The sequence below is a fragment of the Dorea sp. MB18-49 genome, assembly GCF_023669465.1.
Taxonomy (GTDB): Bacteria; Bacillota; Clostridia; order Lachnospirales; family Lachnospiraceae; genus Dorea_A; species Dorea_A longicatena.
Genome location: NZ_JAMOYX010000009.1, coordinates 54525 through 69793 on the forward strand (window position 1 = coordinate 54525; position 15269 = coordinate 69793).

Below are 15269 nucleotides of genomic sequence, written 5' to 3' on the forward strand. Positions count from 1 at the left end.
TCTTTACCGTTTTCTTTACTCTTACAAGATAGAATAACTATATCAGAAAACAGGAGGTAAAAATCATGGAATATGTTCTTAAAACAAATTCTTTATGTAAGAACTACGGGCATTTTAAAGCACTCAACGGCTTATCAATGAATGTGCCTAAAGGTTCGATTTATGGTCTTATCGGCAAAAACGGAGCAGGCAAAACAACTCTTATACGGTTGATATGTGGTTTACAAGAGCCTACATCTGGCGACTATGTTCTTTATGGCAAAAAGCACATAGATAAGGACATTACAAAATCTCGTCGCAGAATGGGAGCAATCGTAGAAACACCGTCAATTTATGTTGATTTAACAGCGTATGAAAATTTAAAGGAGCAATACAAAGTATTAGGTATTCCCTCTGATGATGGAATTTCCGAAATATTAAAATTAGTTGGTCTTGAAAATACGGGAAATAAAAAAACAAAAAATTTTTCTCTTGGTATGCGTCAAAGACTAGGTATTGCGGTTGCTCTTGCAGGTTCGCCAGATTTTCTCGTTCTTGATGAGCCAGTCAATGGACTTGACCCACAAGGAATTATAGAAATTAGGGAATTGATCTTGAAGCTCAATCAAGAACATGGAATTACCGTTTTGATTTCTAGTCATATATTAGACGAGCTATCAAAACTGGCAACATACTATGGCTTTATTGACAATGGTAAAATGATAAAACAGATTAGCTCTATTGAATTGGAAAGTAAATGCCGAAAATGTACTCATTTAAAAGTATCAAGCACAAAAACCCTTGCTTATGTTTTAGACACTATGAACATTGAATATAAAATACCTTCTAATACAGAAGCGGATATTTTTGAAAAAGTTAATATTTCAAAATTAACGACAGAATTATCCAAAAAAGATTGTGAAGTTATTTCGATACATGAACATGATGAAAGTTTAGAAAGTTATTTTGTTAGCTTGGTAGGGGGTGCAAGACATGAATAAATTATTATCTGCTAATTTCTTTCGATTAAGGAAAAATAAATGTTTTAGGGGTTCATTAGCTTTTATGTTTGTGATTGGAATAGCTAGCCCACTATTGAGATATAGGGATATGAAACAGTCTGGATATATCAATAATCTTGACAATGGATTTTTCATGTGTGCATTGTTCATAGGAATTATTCTTGCTGTATTTTGTAGTCTTTTTATCGGTACAGAACATAATGACGGAACAATCAGAAACAAAATTATCGTAGGACAGAAAAGAGAAACTATTTATTTATCAAATATGGTAACTTGTTCTATTATTGCAATTACAATGTGTATTGTGTTTTTTGTTCCGTATCTCAGCGTTGGAATTCCTTTACTTGGATTTTTTGTTGCTGATATGAAAATGATTGTAATGATAGGAATAACTGTCTTGGTTTTATCAGTTACATTTGCTTCTCTTTTCACACTTGTAGCAATGCTCTCTCAAAATAAAGCTATTATTGCAGTAGCTTGTATTCTATTTTCATTTGGGCTTTTGTTTGCTGGTGCAATGTGTAATAGAATGTTGGACGCTCCAAAAACTATTCCAGCTTATTCGATAGGAGAAAATGGAGAAAACACAGCTCAAGAAATGGAAAATCCAAAATATTTAGACGGAACAAAACGAGAAATTGTGCAATTCATTTATGATGTAAATCCAGGCGGTCAAGCAATTCAATGTTCAACAATGCAAGTTGTTAATTTAACACGATTGCCTATATATTCCTTAGTAATCGTTATACTTACAACTGGTGCAGGTGTTTGGATTTTCAAGAAAAAAGATTTAAAGTAAAGGAGTGAAAAATTATGCTATGGTTATGGATTTTCATAAGTGGACTGATTTTAGTGATTGTCTTGTTACTTATCAAGATACATTTATTACGAAAATCTGCAAAAGAAATAGAATGTTCATTCGCTGAAAAGCTCATAACCGATAGTAATACTCTGATTGATATTTCAAGCAACGATAAATATATGTGTCATTTAGCAAATGAAATAAATATCCAGCTACGAAAGCTCCGAGCTGAACGCAGAAAATTTCAAAAAGGCGATATAGAATTAAAAAATGCTGTTACAAATGTTTCTCACGATTTACGCACACCGCTAACCGCAATATATGGCTATTTGGATTTACTTGAACAAGAAGAAAAAAGTGAAAAAGTGAATAGATATATTGCTGTCATAAAAAATCGTACAGAAATGCTAAAACAACTAACAGAAGAATTATTTCGTTATTCTGTGATTTTAACTTCAGAAGAAGATTTAAAAATTGAACCTATTACTATTAACAATGTATTAGAGGAAAGTATCGCTTCATTTTATACAATTTTAAAAGAAAAGCAAATTTCTCCTAAGATTATCATTCCACAGAAAAAGATAGTTCGTAATCTTGACCGTTCCGCATTATCAAGAATATTTGCAAATTTATTGAATAATGTGGTCAAGTACAGTAATGGTGATTTAGAAGTTACATTATTTGAAAATGGAGAAATTCATTTTATAAACCATGCTTCAAATTTGACTGAAATAGAAGTTGGAAAATTATTTGACCGATTTTATACAGTTAATAATGCTAGAAATTCAACTGGACTGGGATTGTCTATTTCAAAAGCATTAGTTGAAAAGATGAATGGTACAATTTCAGCCGAGTATAACAATGAAATGCTTAATATTTGCATTGTGTTTGATTTGTGAAAATAACTTTTTATAGCAGTTAGTCTTATGATTGACTGCTTTTTTCGTACCCAGAAAGGAGTGATTGATTTATGCGTAAGATTTGGAATAAAGGACACCGTATCAGAGCCAGCGACAAGCACCTTGTTTACCATTTTTCCATAGGAACGCTTCTGTTTATATTTGTGGCGGTTCTCCTGCTACTGAATATGAAACAGCTCATGCGTACCGATTGGGAGCATTTCAGCTTGTTAGAGAATGGCTTGACACTCTCCCCTTACAACTTCATAACCATACTGATAGCGACTGGTGCTTGTGTATTGGTCGCTTTTCTGTATTACCGCTTCTGTTACGACAGTTTCAAGAAGCTCCTGCACCGTCAAAAGCTGGCAAGAATGGTGTTGGAAAATAAGTGGTATGAAGCCGATACCGTACAAGACAGCGGTTTTTTTACTGACCTGCAAAGCAGATCAAGGGAAAAAATCGTCTGGTTTCCGAAGATTTATTATCAAATGGAAAAGGGACTGCTCCATATCCGCTGTGAAATCACGTTGGGAAAATATCAAGACCAGCTTTTACGGTTAGAGGATAAATTGGAAAGTGGTTTGTATTGTGAGCTGACCGACAAGACCTTGCATGACGGATATATCGAATATACTCTGCTTTATGATATGATAGCGAACCGTATTACCATTGATGAAGTACGGGCAGAAAACGGCTGTCTAAAGCTGATGAAAAATCTTGTCTGGGAATATGACGCACTCCCTCACGCCCTTATCGCTGGTGGGACTGGTGGCGGTAAAACCTATTTTCTGCTGACGCTCATTGAAGCCCTACTGCATACTGACGCTATCCTTTACATTTTAGACCCTAAGAACAGCGACCTTGCAGACTTGGGAACAGTCATGCCGAATGTCTACCATACCAAAGAAGAAATGATTGATTGCGTTAATTCCTTTTATGACGGCATGGTACAGCGAAGCGAGGAAATGAAGCGACACCCGAACTATAAGACGGGCGAAAACTACGCCTATCTGGGACTGCCACCCTGCTTTCTTATCTTTGATGAATATGTGGCATTTTTTGAAATACTGGGGACAAAAGAAAGCGTGAGCCTACTTAGCCAGTTAAAGAAAATCGTTATGTTAGGGCGACAAGCAGGTTATTTCCTTATCGTTGCCTGCCAGCGTCCAGACGCAAAGTATTTCTCGGACGGTATCAGAGATAACTTCAATTTCCGTGTGGGACTTGGGCGTATCAGCGAATTAGGTTACGGTATGCTGTTTGGTTCAGATGTGAAAAAGCAGTTTTTCCAGAAGCGTATCAAGGGGCGTGGCTATTGTGATGTGGGAACAAGTGTTATAAGTGAATTTTATACGCCTTTAGTCCCGAAAGGACATGATTTTTTGCAGACTATCGGTTCTCTTGCACAAGCAAGGCAGGACGTGACGGCGACGTGCGAAGCGAAAGGCGACGGCACGGACTAGCCGTTGCTGGTGTGGCGAAGCCACGCCAGCAGGTAAAACCCCTCGGTATCTAACAGAGGGGTACGTTTGCAAATAGACAATAGACAAAAAACATAGGAAACATAAGGCTTCTGGCATGGTTTTCTAGCAAAAATCGGCTGTGAAGTCGCCTTAAAAAACTTCACACTTTACAGATTGGGGGTATGGTTCTGAATGAAGAACAACGGATAAAAGAATTACGGGAGAAACGGATTGCTTACGGTATCTCACAAGGCAGGCTGGCGGTGGCTTCTGGTATCACAAGGGAATATTTCAACAAGATAGAAAGTGGAAAAATGAAGCCGTCAAAGGAACTTCTGGAAACTCTGCATAAGGAACTGGCAAGGTTCAATCCAGAAGTACCGCTTACCATGCTGTTTGATTATGTGAAAATTCGTTTTCCCACGCTGGATATACAGCACATCATCAAAGATATATTAAAACTGAATATCAATTATATGCTCCATGAAGATTACGGACATTACAGTTATACGGAGCATTATTCTTTAGGGGACATCTTTATCTATACGTCGGCTGACGAAGAAAAAGGTGTCCTTTTAGAGTTAAAGGGGCGTGGTTGCCGACAGTTTGAAAGTTACCTGCTGGCACAACAAAGAAGTTGGTATGACTTTCTCATGGACGCACTCATAGACGGTGGCGTGATGAAGCGTATCGACCTTGCTATCAACGACCATACGGGTATTTTGGATATTCCAGAGCTTGCGGAAAAATGCAGGAAACGGGAATATATCGGAAAGTCCAGAAGTTATAAGTTTTATCAGTCGGGCGAGCTTATCAAGCATAGAGAGGACGACAGAGAATATATGGGACGCACCCTTTATCTTGGTTCGCTAAAATCAGATGTGTATTTCTGTATCTATGAAAAGGACTATGAGCAGTACGTCAAGTTAGGGACACCGCTGGAAGAAGCCGACATTATCAACCGTTTTGAGATACGGCTTAGAAATGAACGTGCCTATTATGCAGTACGAGATTTGCTGACCTATTATGACGCAGAGCAGACTGCCTTTTCTATCATCAACCAGTATGTGCGGTTTGTTGATGAAGAAGCAGACAAGCGAAAAAATGACTGGAAACTCAATGACCGCTGGGCGTGGTTTATCGGCGATAACAGACAGAGCTTGATGCTGACGACAAAGCCAGAGCCTTACACCTTAGACCGTACATTGCGGTGGGTACAACGGCAGGTAGCACCGACCTTGAAAATGCTGAAAAGGATTGATAAGGGAAACGGAACAGACTACATGAAAACTATCGAACAGCAGGCAAAGCTCACAGAAAAGCATGAAATGATAATCAAACAGCAGACGACCCCTGCAAAAGATTTAGTAGAAAGTTAGGAGTGATGAAAAAATGTGGGAATTATTGAAAGACTTCCTGCTGGTATCTGTTGGAACGGGTATCGGCGTAGCCTTGATGTGTATTTTAAGTGTTGGCAAAGGAGCTGACTATGAAATGAAGAAATTAAAAGAAAGCGAGGACAAATAACATGAATTTCGGGCAAAATTTGTATCAATGGTTTTTAAGCAACGCACAGAGCTTAGTGCTTATGTCGATTGTGGTTATCGGTATCTACTTAGGGTTCAAGCGTGAGTTTTCAAAACTTATCGGTTTCTTGGTAGTTGCCTTGATTGCTGTCGGCTTGGTATTCAATGCTGGCGGTGTGAAAGATGTACTGTTAGAGCTGTTCAATAAGATTATCGGTGCATAAAATTTTATTGTGGGGCTGATGTATGGGTGCTATAATGTGAAAAAAGAAGTAATCGAGGTGTTCTATTTTGAATGAGAGAGAAAAAATTATTCGTTTATGGTTTGATATGTGGTTGAAACAGCAAGACTTAGGAATAGATAAAATTTTTACAGAAGATGTTGTTTATACGGAAAGCTGGTGTCCTAAATATGAAAATCTTAAAACAGTAAAACATTGGTTTAATGAATGGAATACTCGTGGTAAAGTCATTATTTGGGATATTAAACAGTTCTTTCATAAAGAAAATCAAACTGTCGTAGAATGGTATTTTAAAAATGAAATGAATACGGGAAGCGTTGAAGAATTTGACGGTATTTCCTTAATTGAATGGACAGAAGATAACAAAATCAAATCATTAAAAGAATATGGTTGCAATCTGAATAACTATAATCCATATCAACACAGCGATAACCCTCAATTTAGAGATGAAAAAACAAACTGGTTTTAAAACTTAATCAAATTATATCCATATACATAAAGCAGTTAGTCTTAGGATTGACTGCTTTTTTCTTACCTAAAATCAGATTGGAGTGATGAAATGAGCGATATTTTTAAGGATATGCAGGCAAACGTCGGCTGTGATTATATTTCTAACCTGCCCTCTTACAAGCGTAAAGTGTGGCATGAAATGAAGCGATTACCGCTTACGAATTATGATATAAAACAGTTAGAAGATTTTTCAAAGTATGTGTTTGGTATGTCGTACCAGAGCTTAAAAGATGTGATGAAGCAACAGAAAGGACGTGAGGAACAATGCAGGAAACAAGGGTGCTGGTGGAAACGAGAGGAACAACTGGCGAAGAAACAATATCATACTGGTTCGACCTGCCGATAGATGTTGCCGAGTTTGAAGAAAAGTTAGGTATCGGTGCAGAAAGTGGGGATTATCGTATTATCGAAAAGGTGTTGCCTTATGCTGATGAAGTCCACGAACACACCAGCGTGTACCAGCTCAACGAATTAGATTTTATGTACCGCCAGCTTTCAAGTGATATGCAGGAAGAATATGTATCACTACTTACGGTGTTTGAAAATTTAGAAGCACTTTATATTTGCAGGAACGTGATTATTGTTTATCCCGACTGTAAAAGCATGATAGATGTTGCAAGGCAAAAGCTGATGAACGACCCGATGTTCAAGCATTTATCCGAGGACTGTCAAGAATACTACTTTGACTTTGAAGCCTACGCTTCTCACTTGCAGGAACACGGGAAATTTTTAGTAACAGAACACGGTATCTTTGAACTGCCAGAGTAGGAAATGAGGTGGTGCTTATGATTGATGATATGGCGGTTTATATTGCTAATCTTGGCAAATACAATGAGGGCTATTTAGTCGGTGCTTGGTTCACGTTCCCCATTGACGAGGAAGATGTGAAAGAAAAAATCGGCTTGAATGAACAGTATGAGGAATACGCTATCCATGATACCGACAACTTTCCCATTGCGATTGGCGAGTATGTTTCCATTGAAGAACTCAATGAGATGTATGAAATGATAGAGGAACTTCCCGACTATATTGTAGAGTGTCTGGACGAATTTATCAGCCACTACGGGACGCTGGAAGAAGTCGTGGAACATAAGGACGATATTTACTATTATCCCGACTGTGAAACCATGACAGATGTTGCCTACTACTACATAGACGAATTGCAGGCACTTGGGGACATTCCACCCAGCTTACAGAATTACATTGACTATGAAGCCTACGGGCGAGATTTGGATATGGGCGGTTGCTTTATTGAAACAAGCCGAGGTATGTGCGAGATACCATATTAACGCTGGAAGATCAGCGACAAGCATTGTTGCTACTGACAGCGTATTTCTCTTTTAAGGGACAGTCTGAAAATGGCTGTCCTTTTCTATTTTGAAAGGAGCTGAAAGAACTTGAAAAAGATTAAAAGCTACACGGGTATCTGGAACGTGGAAAAAGTCTTGTATGCAATCAATGACTTTAACTTACCCTTTCCCGTTACTTTTACACAGATTACATGGTTTGTGATTACGGAATTTATCATCATTCTGTTTGGGGATATTCCCCCACTTTCCATGATTGAGGGAGCATTTCTCAAATACTTTGGTATTCCCGTTGCTCTCACTTGGTTCATGTCGCAGAAAACCTTTGACGGAAAGAAGCCGTACAGCTTTTTGAAATCACAGATAACCTATGCCCTGCGACCAAAAATCACTTATGCAGGAAAAGCCGTAAAACTGCATAAGCAGATATTGAATGAAACAATCACGGCAGTAAGGAGTGTGAACGATGTTCCCGATAAAATATATTGACAATAACCTTGTCTGGAACAAGGACAATGAGGTGTTCGCCTACTATGAGCTGATACCATACAACTATTCTTTTCTATCCGCAGAGCAGAAATTTATCGTGCATGACAGTTTCCGACAGCTTATCGCACAGTCCCGTGAGGGTAAAATTCATGCGTTGCAGATTGCCACAGAAAGCTCAATCCGCAGTATGCAGGAACAGTCAAAGAAGCTGGTAACTGGAAAATTAAAGGAAGTTGCCTGCCAGAAGATAGACGAACAGACCGAAGCGTTAGTATCTATGATTGGGGACAATCAAGTGGACTACCGCTTTTTTCTTGGCTTTAAGCTCATGGTTACGGAAGAACAGCTCAATCTGAAGAACATCAAAAAATCGGTGTGGCTGACGTTCACAGAATTTCTCCATGAAGTGAACCACACGCTGATGAATGATTTTGTTTCCATGCCGAATGATGAAATCAACCGTTACATAAAAATGGAAAAGTTACTGGAAAATAAAATCTCCCGTCGCTTTAAGGTGCGTCGCTTGGAAATCCATGATTTTGGGTATCTCATGGAACATCTTTACGGCAGGGACGGTATCGCTTATGAAGATTATGAGTACCAGCTACCAAAGAAAAAATTGAACAAAGAGACGCTGATAAAATACTACGACCTTATCCGTCCGACAAGGTGTGTGATTGAGGAAAGCCAGCGGTATTTACGATTGGAACATGAGGACAAGGAAAGCTATGTGTCCTATTTTACCGTCAATGCGATTGTAGGAGAGCTTGATTTTCCGTCGTCTGAAATCTTCTATTTCCAGCAACAGCAATTCACATTCCCCGTTGATACGAGCATGAATGTAGAAATCGTGGAAAATCGGAAAGCATTAACGACCGTCCGCAACAAGAAAAAGGAACTGAAAGACCTTGATAATCACGCCTATCAAGCAGGAAGTGAAACCAGCTCAAATGTGGTGGACGCTTTAGACAGCGTGGACGAGCTGGAAACTGATTTAGACCAGACAAAAGAAAGTATGTATAAGTTAAGCTACGTCATACGGGTGTCTGCACCCGATCTTGACGAGCTGAAACGCCGTTGTGATGAAGTCAAGGACTTTTACGACGACCTCAATGTAAAGCTGGTGCGTCCTGCTGGGGATATGCTGGGGCTTCATTCTGAATTTTTACCAGCCAGCAAGCGATATATCAATGACTATGTGCAGTATGTAAAATCAGATTTTTTAGCTGGGCTTGGCTTTGGTGCGACACAGCAGTTAGGAGAAACTACGGGTATCTATATGGGCTATTCTGTTGATACGGGAAGAAATGTGTACCTGCAACCGTCCCTTGCCAGTCAAGGTGTAAAAGGTACAGTTACCAACGCTTTAGCGTCTGCTTTTGTCGGTTCGCTTGGCGGTGGGAAATCGTTCTGTAACAATCTTCTGGTATATTATGCGGTGCTGTTTGGCGGTCAAGCACTTCTGTTAGACCCTAAAAGTGAGCGTGGTAACTGGAAAGAAACGCTCCCAGAGATTGCACATGAAATCAATATCGTAAATCTTACCAGCGATAAGGACAATGCAGGGCTTCTTGACCCGTTTGTGATTATGAAGAATGTAAAAGACGCTGAAAGTCTGGCAATCGACATCTTAACATTCCTTACGGGTATTTCTTCAAGGGACGGCGAAAAATTCCCCGTACTTCGTAAGGCAGTACGCTCCGTTACCCAGAGCGACAGTCGGGGCTTGCTCCATGTGATAGACGAGCTACGCCGTGAAGATACGCCCATATCAAGAAATATCGCAGACCATATCGACAGCTTCACGGACTACGACTTTGCACACCTGCTGTTTTCAGACGGTACGGTAGAAAATGCTATCAGTCTGGATAATCAGCTCAATATCATTCAAGTAGCCGACCTTGTACTGCCAGATAAAGATACCACTTTTGAAGAATACACGACCATTGAATTGTTGTCTGTGTCTATGCTGATTGTGATTAGTACCTTTGCCCTTGATTTTATCCATTCGGACAGAAGTATTTTTAAGATTGTCGATTTAGACGAAGCGTGGGCGTTCTTAAATGTGGCACAAGGAGAAACCTTATCAAATAAGCTGGTTCGTGCTGGGCGAGCTATGCAGGCAGGCGTTTATTTCGTTACCCAGTCTGCCTATGACGTGTCAAAGGAAAGTCTGAAAAACAATATCGGCTTAAAGTTTGCATTTAGAAGCACGGATATAAACGAGATAAAGCAGACCTTAGAGTTTTTCGGTATCGACAAGGACGATGAGAACAACCAGAAACGCTTGCGTGATTTGGAGAACGGACAATGCTTATTGCAGGACTTATACGGGCGTGTCGGTGTGGTGCAGATACACCCAGTCTTTGAAGAACTGCTACACGCCTTTGATACCAGACCGCCCGTACAGAGAAATGAGGTGGAGTGATGAAAGAAAGGATAAAAGGTGTGTTCACAAAAAAGAAGATTTTCCACTTTCTCAAAATGGCTCTGTTCGTGGTGGCACTCTCCCTTATCCTGCTTTCACTTTTGGGGACGGTGGCTCATGCGACGGGGCTTGTAGATGATACCATAAACGCAGAAAATCTTTATTCAAAATATCCCCTTTCCAACTACCAGCTTGATTTTTTCGTCGATAATAGCTGGTCGTGGCTTCCGTGGAACTGGCTCGACGGTATCGGAAAATCGGTACAATACGGGCTGTACTGCATTACCAACTTTGTCTGGACTATCAGTTTGTATTTGAGTAATGCAACGGGCTATGTGGTGCAGGAAGCCTATAAGCTGGACTTCATCAATGATATGGCAGACAGTATCGGAAAGAGCATACAGACCCTTGCAGGCGTTACCGAGAACGGCTTTTCTTCTACGGGCTTCTATGTTGGTTTCCTGCTTCTCATTATCTTAGTGGTGGGAATGTACGTTGCTTATACGGGACTGATAAAACGGGAAACCAGCAAAGCACTTCACGCTGTTATCAACTTTGTGGTGGTGTTCGTGCTGTCCGCTTCATTTATTGCTTATGCTCCCGACTATATCAAGAAGATAAATGAATTTTCATCAGACATCAGTACCGCTTCTTTGGATTTGGGAACAAAAATCATGCTCCCTAACTCCGACAGCGAGGGTAAGGACAGCGTGGACTTGATACGGGACAGCCTATTTTCTATTCAAGTGGAACAGCCGTGGCTCTTGCTTCAATTCGGGAACAGCAACGCAGAAGAAATCGGGACAGACCGTGTAGAAGCTCTCGTATCGGCAAGTCCAGAGGACGAGGACGGGAAAACCAGAGAGGAAGTCGTGAAAACAGAAATCGAGGACAACGACAATAACAATCTGACAATACCGCAGGTCGTGAACCGTTTGGGTATGGTGTTCTTCCTCTTGTTCTTTAACTTGGGTATCACGATATTTGTATTCTTGCTTACGGGCATGATGTTGTTCAGCCAGATACTTTTTATTATCTTTGCAATGTTTTTACCTATCAGTTTTTTACTTTCCATGATACCGAGCTATGAAAGCATGGCAAAGCAGGCAATCGTGAGAGTATTTAATACCATAATGACACGGGCAGGAATAACGCTCATTGTAACGGTGGCATTTAGTATTTCCAGTATGTTTTACAACATTTCCACAGACTACCCATTCTTTATGGTGGCGTTCTTGCAGATAGTATGTTTCGCTGGTATCTACATGAAGCTGGGCGACTTAATGAGTATGTTCTCACTTAATGCTGGCGACAGTCAAAGCATGGGACGACGCATATTCCGCAGACCGTATCTGTTTATGCGACATCGGGCTAGGCGTATGGAACACCGTATTGCAAGGGCGGTAAGTGCTGGCGGTATTTCGGGCGGTGTAGCTGGTGCGGTGGCTGGAAGTGCCGTTGCTGGCAAGAGAGCCGAAAGAAAAAATACGGCTTCTAAAGAAAATCGGGGCAATACCACTTCCAGCATGGGACAGCGTGCAGGTTCAAAAGTCGGTGCTGTTTTAGATACGAAAAATAAAGTGAAAGACAAGGCAAACGCTGTCAAAGAGAATATCAAGGATATGCCGACACAGACCGCTTATGCGGTGTATTCCGCAAAGGAAAAGGCAAAGTCCAGCGTGTCCGACTTCAAGCGTGGCATGGTGCAGGAACAGCAGTCCAGACAGACGGGACGCTTGGAAAAGCAGGAACAGCGTAAGAAAAATATCGCTGACAAACGTATGGAGCTTCAAAAGGCACAAGAAGCAAGGCAGGTACAGCGAAAGGCTGACGGATCAGCGACAACGGGAGCTACCCGTCCCCATGAGCGACCAGTCACAGCTTCAACCATTCCAAAGCCGAGTGTTGAAAAAATGCAGGAAGTCAAACGCCCAGCCACAGCTCCAACTCCGAAAGCAAGTGAGCCAGTCAAGACAAATGTTATCAAAGAGCGTCCGTTATCTTCTGGTGCTTCTGATAAGAAAGCACCCCAGCCTACACAGACAGTACATAGGCAGAATGTAGAAAAAGTGGTATCGCAGGAAACACGCCAGAATGACACCAAAGACCGCAGGATAAAGGTTCAGCAGACCCAGAGCGTCCAGAAGAACCAGCAGACCATAGAGAAAACCCGTAACCTTGTAACGAAGAAAGGACAGAAGAAAAAATGAAACTGAAACATATCGCTATCATTGGCAGTCTGTTTCCTATCCTCTTTTCTCTGGTGCTTTTCTTTGGCGTCCTCATTAGTGCGGACAGCGACGACGAGAACAGCAATTTTTCTTCTGGCATTACGGGTATGAACCTATCCGCAGAAGTCTTGAAACATCAGCCTATGGTAGAAAAATACGCCAGAGAAAACGGTATCTCCGAGTATGTCAATGTGTTACTTGCTATCATTCAAGTAGAAAGTGGCGGTACGGCAGAAGATGTTATGCAGAGTTCGGAAAGTCTTGGTTTACCGCCTAATTCCTTAGATACGGAAAGCTCAATCAAGCAGGGGTGTAAGTATTTTGCGTCCCTGCTTTCTTCCTGCAAAAATCAAGGTATCGACGACTTGAATGTAGCGATACAGTCTTATAACTATGGCGGTGGCTATGTGGGATATGTGGCAGGAAAAGGAAAAAAACACACTTTTAATCTTGCAGAGAGCTTCGCCCGTGAGAAATCGGGTGGAAAGAAAGTAACCTACACCAACCCGATAGCCGTTGCTAAGAATGGGGGCTGGCGGTATGGCTATGGAAATATGTTCTATGTGGAAGTAGTCAATCAGTATTTAGCAGTTCCGCAGGTATCGGGAGAACTGGCACAAAAGGTAATGAATGAAGCGTTGAAATATCAAGGCTGGAAGTATGTGTATGGTGGCAGTAACCCGAATACTTCCTTTGATTGTTCGGGATTGACGCAATGGTGCTATGGAAAAGCTGGTATCTCCTTACCGAGAACAGCACAAGCACAGTATGACGCAACCCAACATCTGCCACTCTCGCAGGCAAAAGCAGGCGATTTGGTGTTTTTCCATTCCACCTATAACGCTGGTTCGTATGTAACACACGTCGGTATTCTTGTTTCGCCGACACAGATGTACCACGCAGGCGACCCGATAGGATATGCAGACCTAAGTAGTAGTTACTGGCAACAGCACTTAATCGGTGCAGGACGAGTAAAACAATAGAAAGGACTTGAAAAATATGTTTAAGAAGAATAAGAAACAGACAGAAACTATCAAAGAACCAAAAGAAAAAAAGGTGCGTACTGTCAAGGTAGGCACACATAAGAAAACCGTGATTGCGTTGTGGGTGGTGCTTGTCGCAAGCGTGAGCTTTGGGGTGTATAAGAATTTTACGGCTATCGACCAGCACACCACCCATGAAAAAGAAATCATTGAACTTTGCTTGCAGGACACCAACGGGATAGAAAATTTCGTGAAAAACTTTGCGAAGTCCTATTACACATGGGATAACAGCAAAGAAGCTATCGAAGCAAGGACGCAGGCAATCAGCGGTTATCTGACAAAGGAATTGCAGGACTTAAATGTAGACACCATTAGAACCGATATACCGACCAGCTCCACGGTTACAGATGTGATTGTATGGCATATCGAGCAATCGGGAGCGGACACTTTTTCTGCTACCTACGAAGTAGATCAGCAGATAAAAGAGGGAGAACAGACAAGCAATGTGAAAGCAACCTATACTGTAAAAGTCTATGTGGACGCAGACGGGGATATGGTAATCGTTCAAAACCCTACCCTTGCACCAGCAGTTGAAAAATCAGACTATGAGCCTAAGACACCAGAAGCAGACGCAAGCGTGGACGCTGATACGGTAAATGACGCTACCGCTTTTCTGGAAACATTCTTTAAGCTGTACCCAACAGCGACGGAAAAAGAGCTTGCTTACTATGTATTGGGAAATGTGATTGAACCTATCGGCAGGGACTACCTTTATTCTGAACTGGTAAACCCTATCTTTATAAAGGACGGCGACAATGTGAAAGTCAAGGTTGCGGTAAAATTCATTGATAATCAGACAAAAGCGACGCAGGTATCGCAGTATGAGCTTGTGCTACATAAGGATAGTAACTGGAAGATTGTAGGATAAATGATATAGCGTGCATTTCCTATCAGATTTGCACGCTTTTACAAAACGACAAGAAAACTGTGCAAAAATATTGACTTGTAATGACCGAATGCTATAATATAAATGACAAGTGTACTTGGTATTATTTGAAGGGAGCGTTATATAATGGATAAAGAAAAAATACTATCACAAAACAAAAAAGAGAATCTATATCTTGATGAATACGAAAAACATATTAAACTTCAAGGGAAATCTTTTGGCTTAATGTTTGTTTTATTTATCTGCATTTTAATTCTTTTCATTAAAGCAGTTTGTAAAGAACCTTACTATGACATAATGACAATTATTGGGTCTGTGGCATTTGGCTCTATGGGTTATGAAGCACATATTTCAAAAAATAAATCCAAATTTGTTATTGCTTTATTCTTTTTTCTATTTATGGGGTATTACTTTTATAAATTTTTAATGGTAGGTTTAT

At 40.7% G+C, this 15269-nt stretch carries 17 protein-coding genes; all 17 read left to right on the forward strand.

Features of this window, described 5'->3' with window-relative positions; genetic code table 11:
* The first annotated feature begins 65 nt into the window (after window positions 1-65).
* A complete protein-coding gene (locus tag NCY30_RS04735; protein ID WP_250818525.1) occupies window positions 66-980 on the forward strand; it encodes an ATP-binding cassette domain-containing protein in 915 nt (304 codons plus the stop codon).
* Window positions 973-1800 (forward strand): ABC transporter permease subunit, encoded by an 828-nt coding sequence (locus NCY30_RS04740; RefSeq protein WP_021739604.1) that lies wholly within the window; start codon window positions 973-975, stop codon window positions 1798-1800. Before NCY30_RS04735 ends, NCY30_RS04740 begins: the two co-directional genes overlap by 8 nt.
* 11 nt (window positions 1801-1811) lie before the next feature.
* A complete protein-coding gene (locus NCY30_RS04745) occupies window positions 1812-2702 on the forward strand; it encodes a sensor histidine kinase (protein WP_442873329.1) in 891 nt (296 codons plus the stop codon).
* Between the two features lie 71 nt (window positions 2703-2773).
* Complete coding sequence (locus NCY30_RS04750) at window positions 2774-4168, forward strand: FtsK/SpoIIIE domain-containing protein (RefSeq protein ID WP_195388411.1); 1395 nt, start codon at window positions 2774-2776, stop codon at window positions 4166-4168.
* Window positions 4169-4350: 182 nt separating this feature from the next.
* On the forward strand, window positions 4351-5547 hold the full coding sequence (gene mobT, locus NCY30_RS04755) for a MobT family relaxase (RefSeq protein ID WP_250818527.1): 1197 nt from the start codon (window positions 4351-4353) through the stop codon (window positions 5545-5547).
* Window positions 5548-5560: 13 nt separating this feature from the next.
* Entirely contained in the window at window positions 5561-5695 is a 135-nt protein-coding gene (locus tag NCY30_RS04760; protein WP_003061156.1) for a DUF3789 domain-containing protein, read from the forward strand.
* 1 nt (window position 5696) lies between these two features.
* On the forward strand, window positions 5697-5918 hold the full coding sequence (locus tag NCY30_RS04765) for a hypothetical protein (RefSeq protein WP_003060793.1): 222 nt from the start codon (window positions 5697-5699) through the stop codon (window positions 5916-5918).
* 67 nt (window positions 5919-5985) lie between these two features.
* Entirely contained in the window at window positions 5986-6405 is a 420-nt protein-coding gene (locus NCY30_RS04770; protein WP_003060053.1) for a nuclear transport factor 2 family protein, read from the forward strand.
* Window positions 6406-6495: 90 nt separating this feature from the next.
* Window positions 6496-6792 carry a hypothetical protein gene (locus NCY30_RS04775; RefSeq protein ID WP_008687105.1) on the forward strand — a complete coding sequence of 99 codons (297 nt, stop codon included), beginning with the start codon at window positions 6496-6498 and terminating at the stop codon, window positions 6790-6792.
* The gene (locus NCY30_RS04780; protein ID WP_003062492.1) at window positions 6711-7214 is read left to right on the forward strand and encodes an antirestriction protein ArdA; all 504 of its coding nucleotides are present in this window, start codon (window positions 6711-6713) and stop codon (window positions 7212-7214) included. Before NCY30_RS04775 ends, NCY30_RS04780 begins: the two co-directional genes overlap by 82 nt.
* A gap of 17 nt (window positions 7215-7231) precedes the next feature.
* Window positions 7232-7735, forward strand: coding sequence for an antirestriction protein ArdA (locus NCY30_RS04785; RefSeq protein WP_002323345.1), 504 nt, complete (start codon window positions 7232-7234; stop codon window positions 7733-7735).
* Window positions 7736-7843: 108 nt separating this feature from the next.
* On the forward strand, window positions 7844-8242 hold the full coding sequence (locus tag NCY30_RS04790) for a conjugal transfer protein (RefSeq protein WP_016729278.1): 399 nt from the start codon (window positions 7844-7846) through the stop codon (window positions 8240-8242).
* Entirely contained in the window at window positions 8220-10670 is a 2451-nt protein-coding gene (locus tag NCY30_RS04795; RefSeq protein WP_003060327.1) for an ATP-binding protein, read from the forward strand. The genes NCY30_RS04790 and NCY30_RS04795 overlap by 23 nt, the downstream gene beginning before the upstream one ends.
* On the forward strand, window positions 10670-12880 hold the full coding sequence (locus NCY30_RS04800) for a CD3337/EF1877 family mobilome membrane protein (RefSeq protein WP_003060083.1): 2211 nt from the start codon (window positions 10670-10672) through the stop codon (window positions 12878-12880). Before NCY30_RS04795 ends, NCY30_RS04800 begins: the two co-directional genes overlap by 1 nt.
* Window positions 12877-13884 (forward strand): bifunctional lytic transglycosylase/C40 family peptidase, encoded by a 1008-nt coding sequence (locus tag NCY30_RS04805; protein WP_003059774.1) that lies wholly within the window; start codon window positions 12877-12879, stop codon window positions 13882-13884. Before NCY30_RS04800 ends, NCY30_RS04805 begins: the two co-directional genes overlap by 4 nt.
* 16 nt (window positions 13885-13900) lie before the next feature.
* On the forward strand, window positions 13901-14812 hold the full coding sequence (locus NCY30_RS04810) for a conjugal transfer protein (RefSeq protein ID WP_003062215.1): 912 nt from the start codon (window positions 13901-13903) through the stop codon (window positions 14810-14812).
* Between the two features lie 144 nt (window positions 14813-14956).
* On the forward strand, window positions 14957-15269 hold a 313-nt coding region (locus NCY30_RS04815), incomplete at its 3' end, for a DUF6442 family protein (protein ID WP_003061887.1).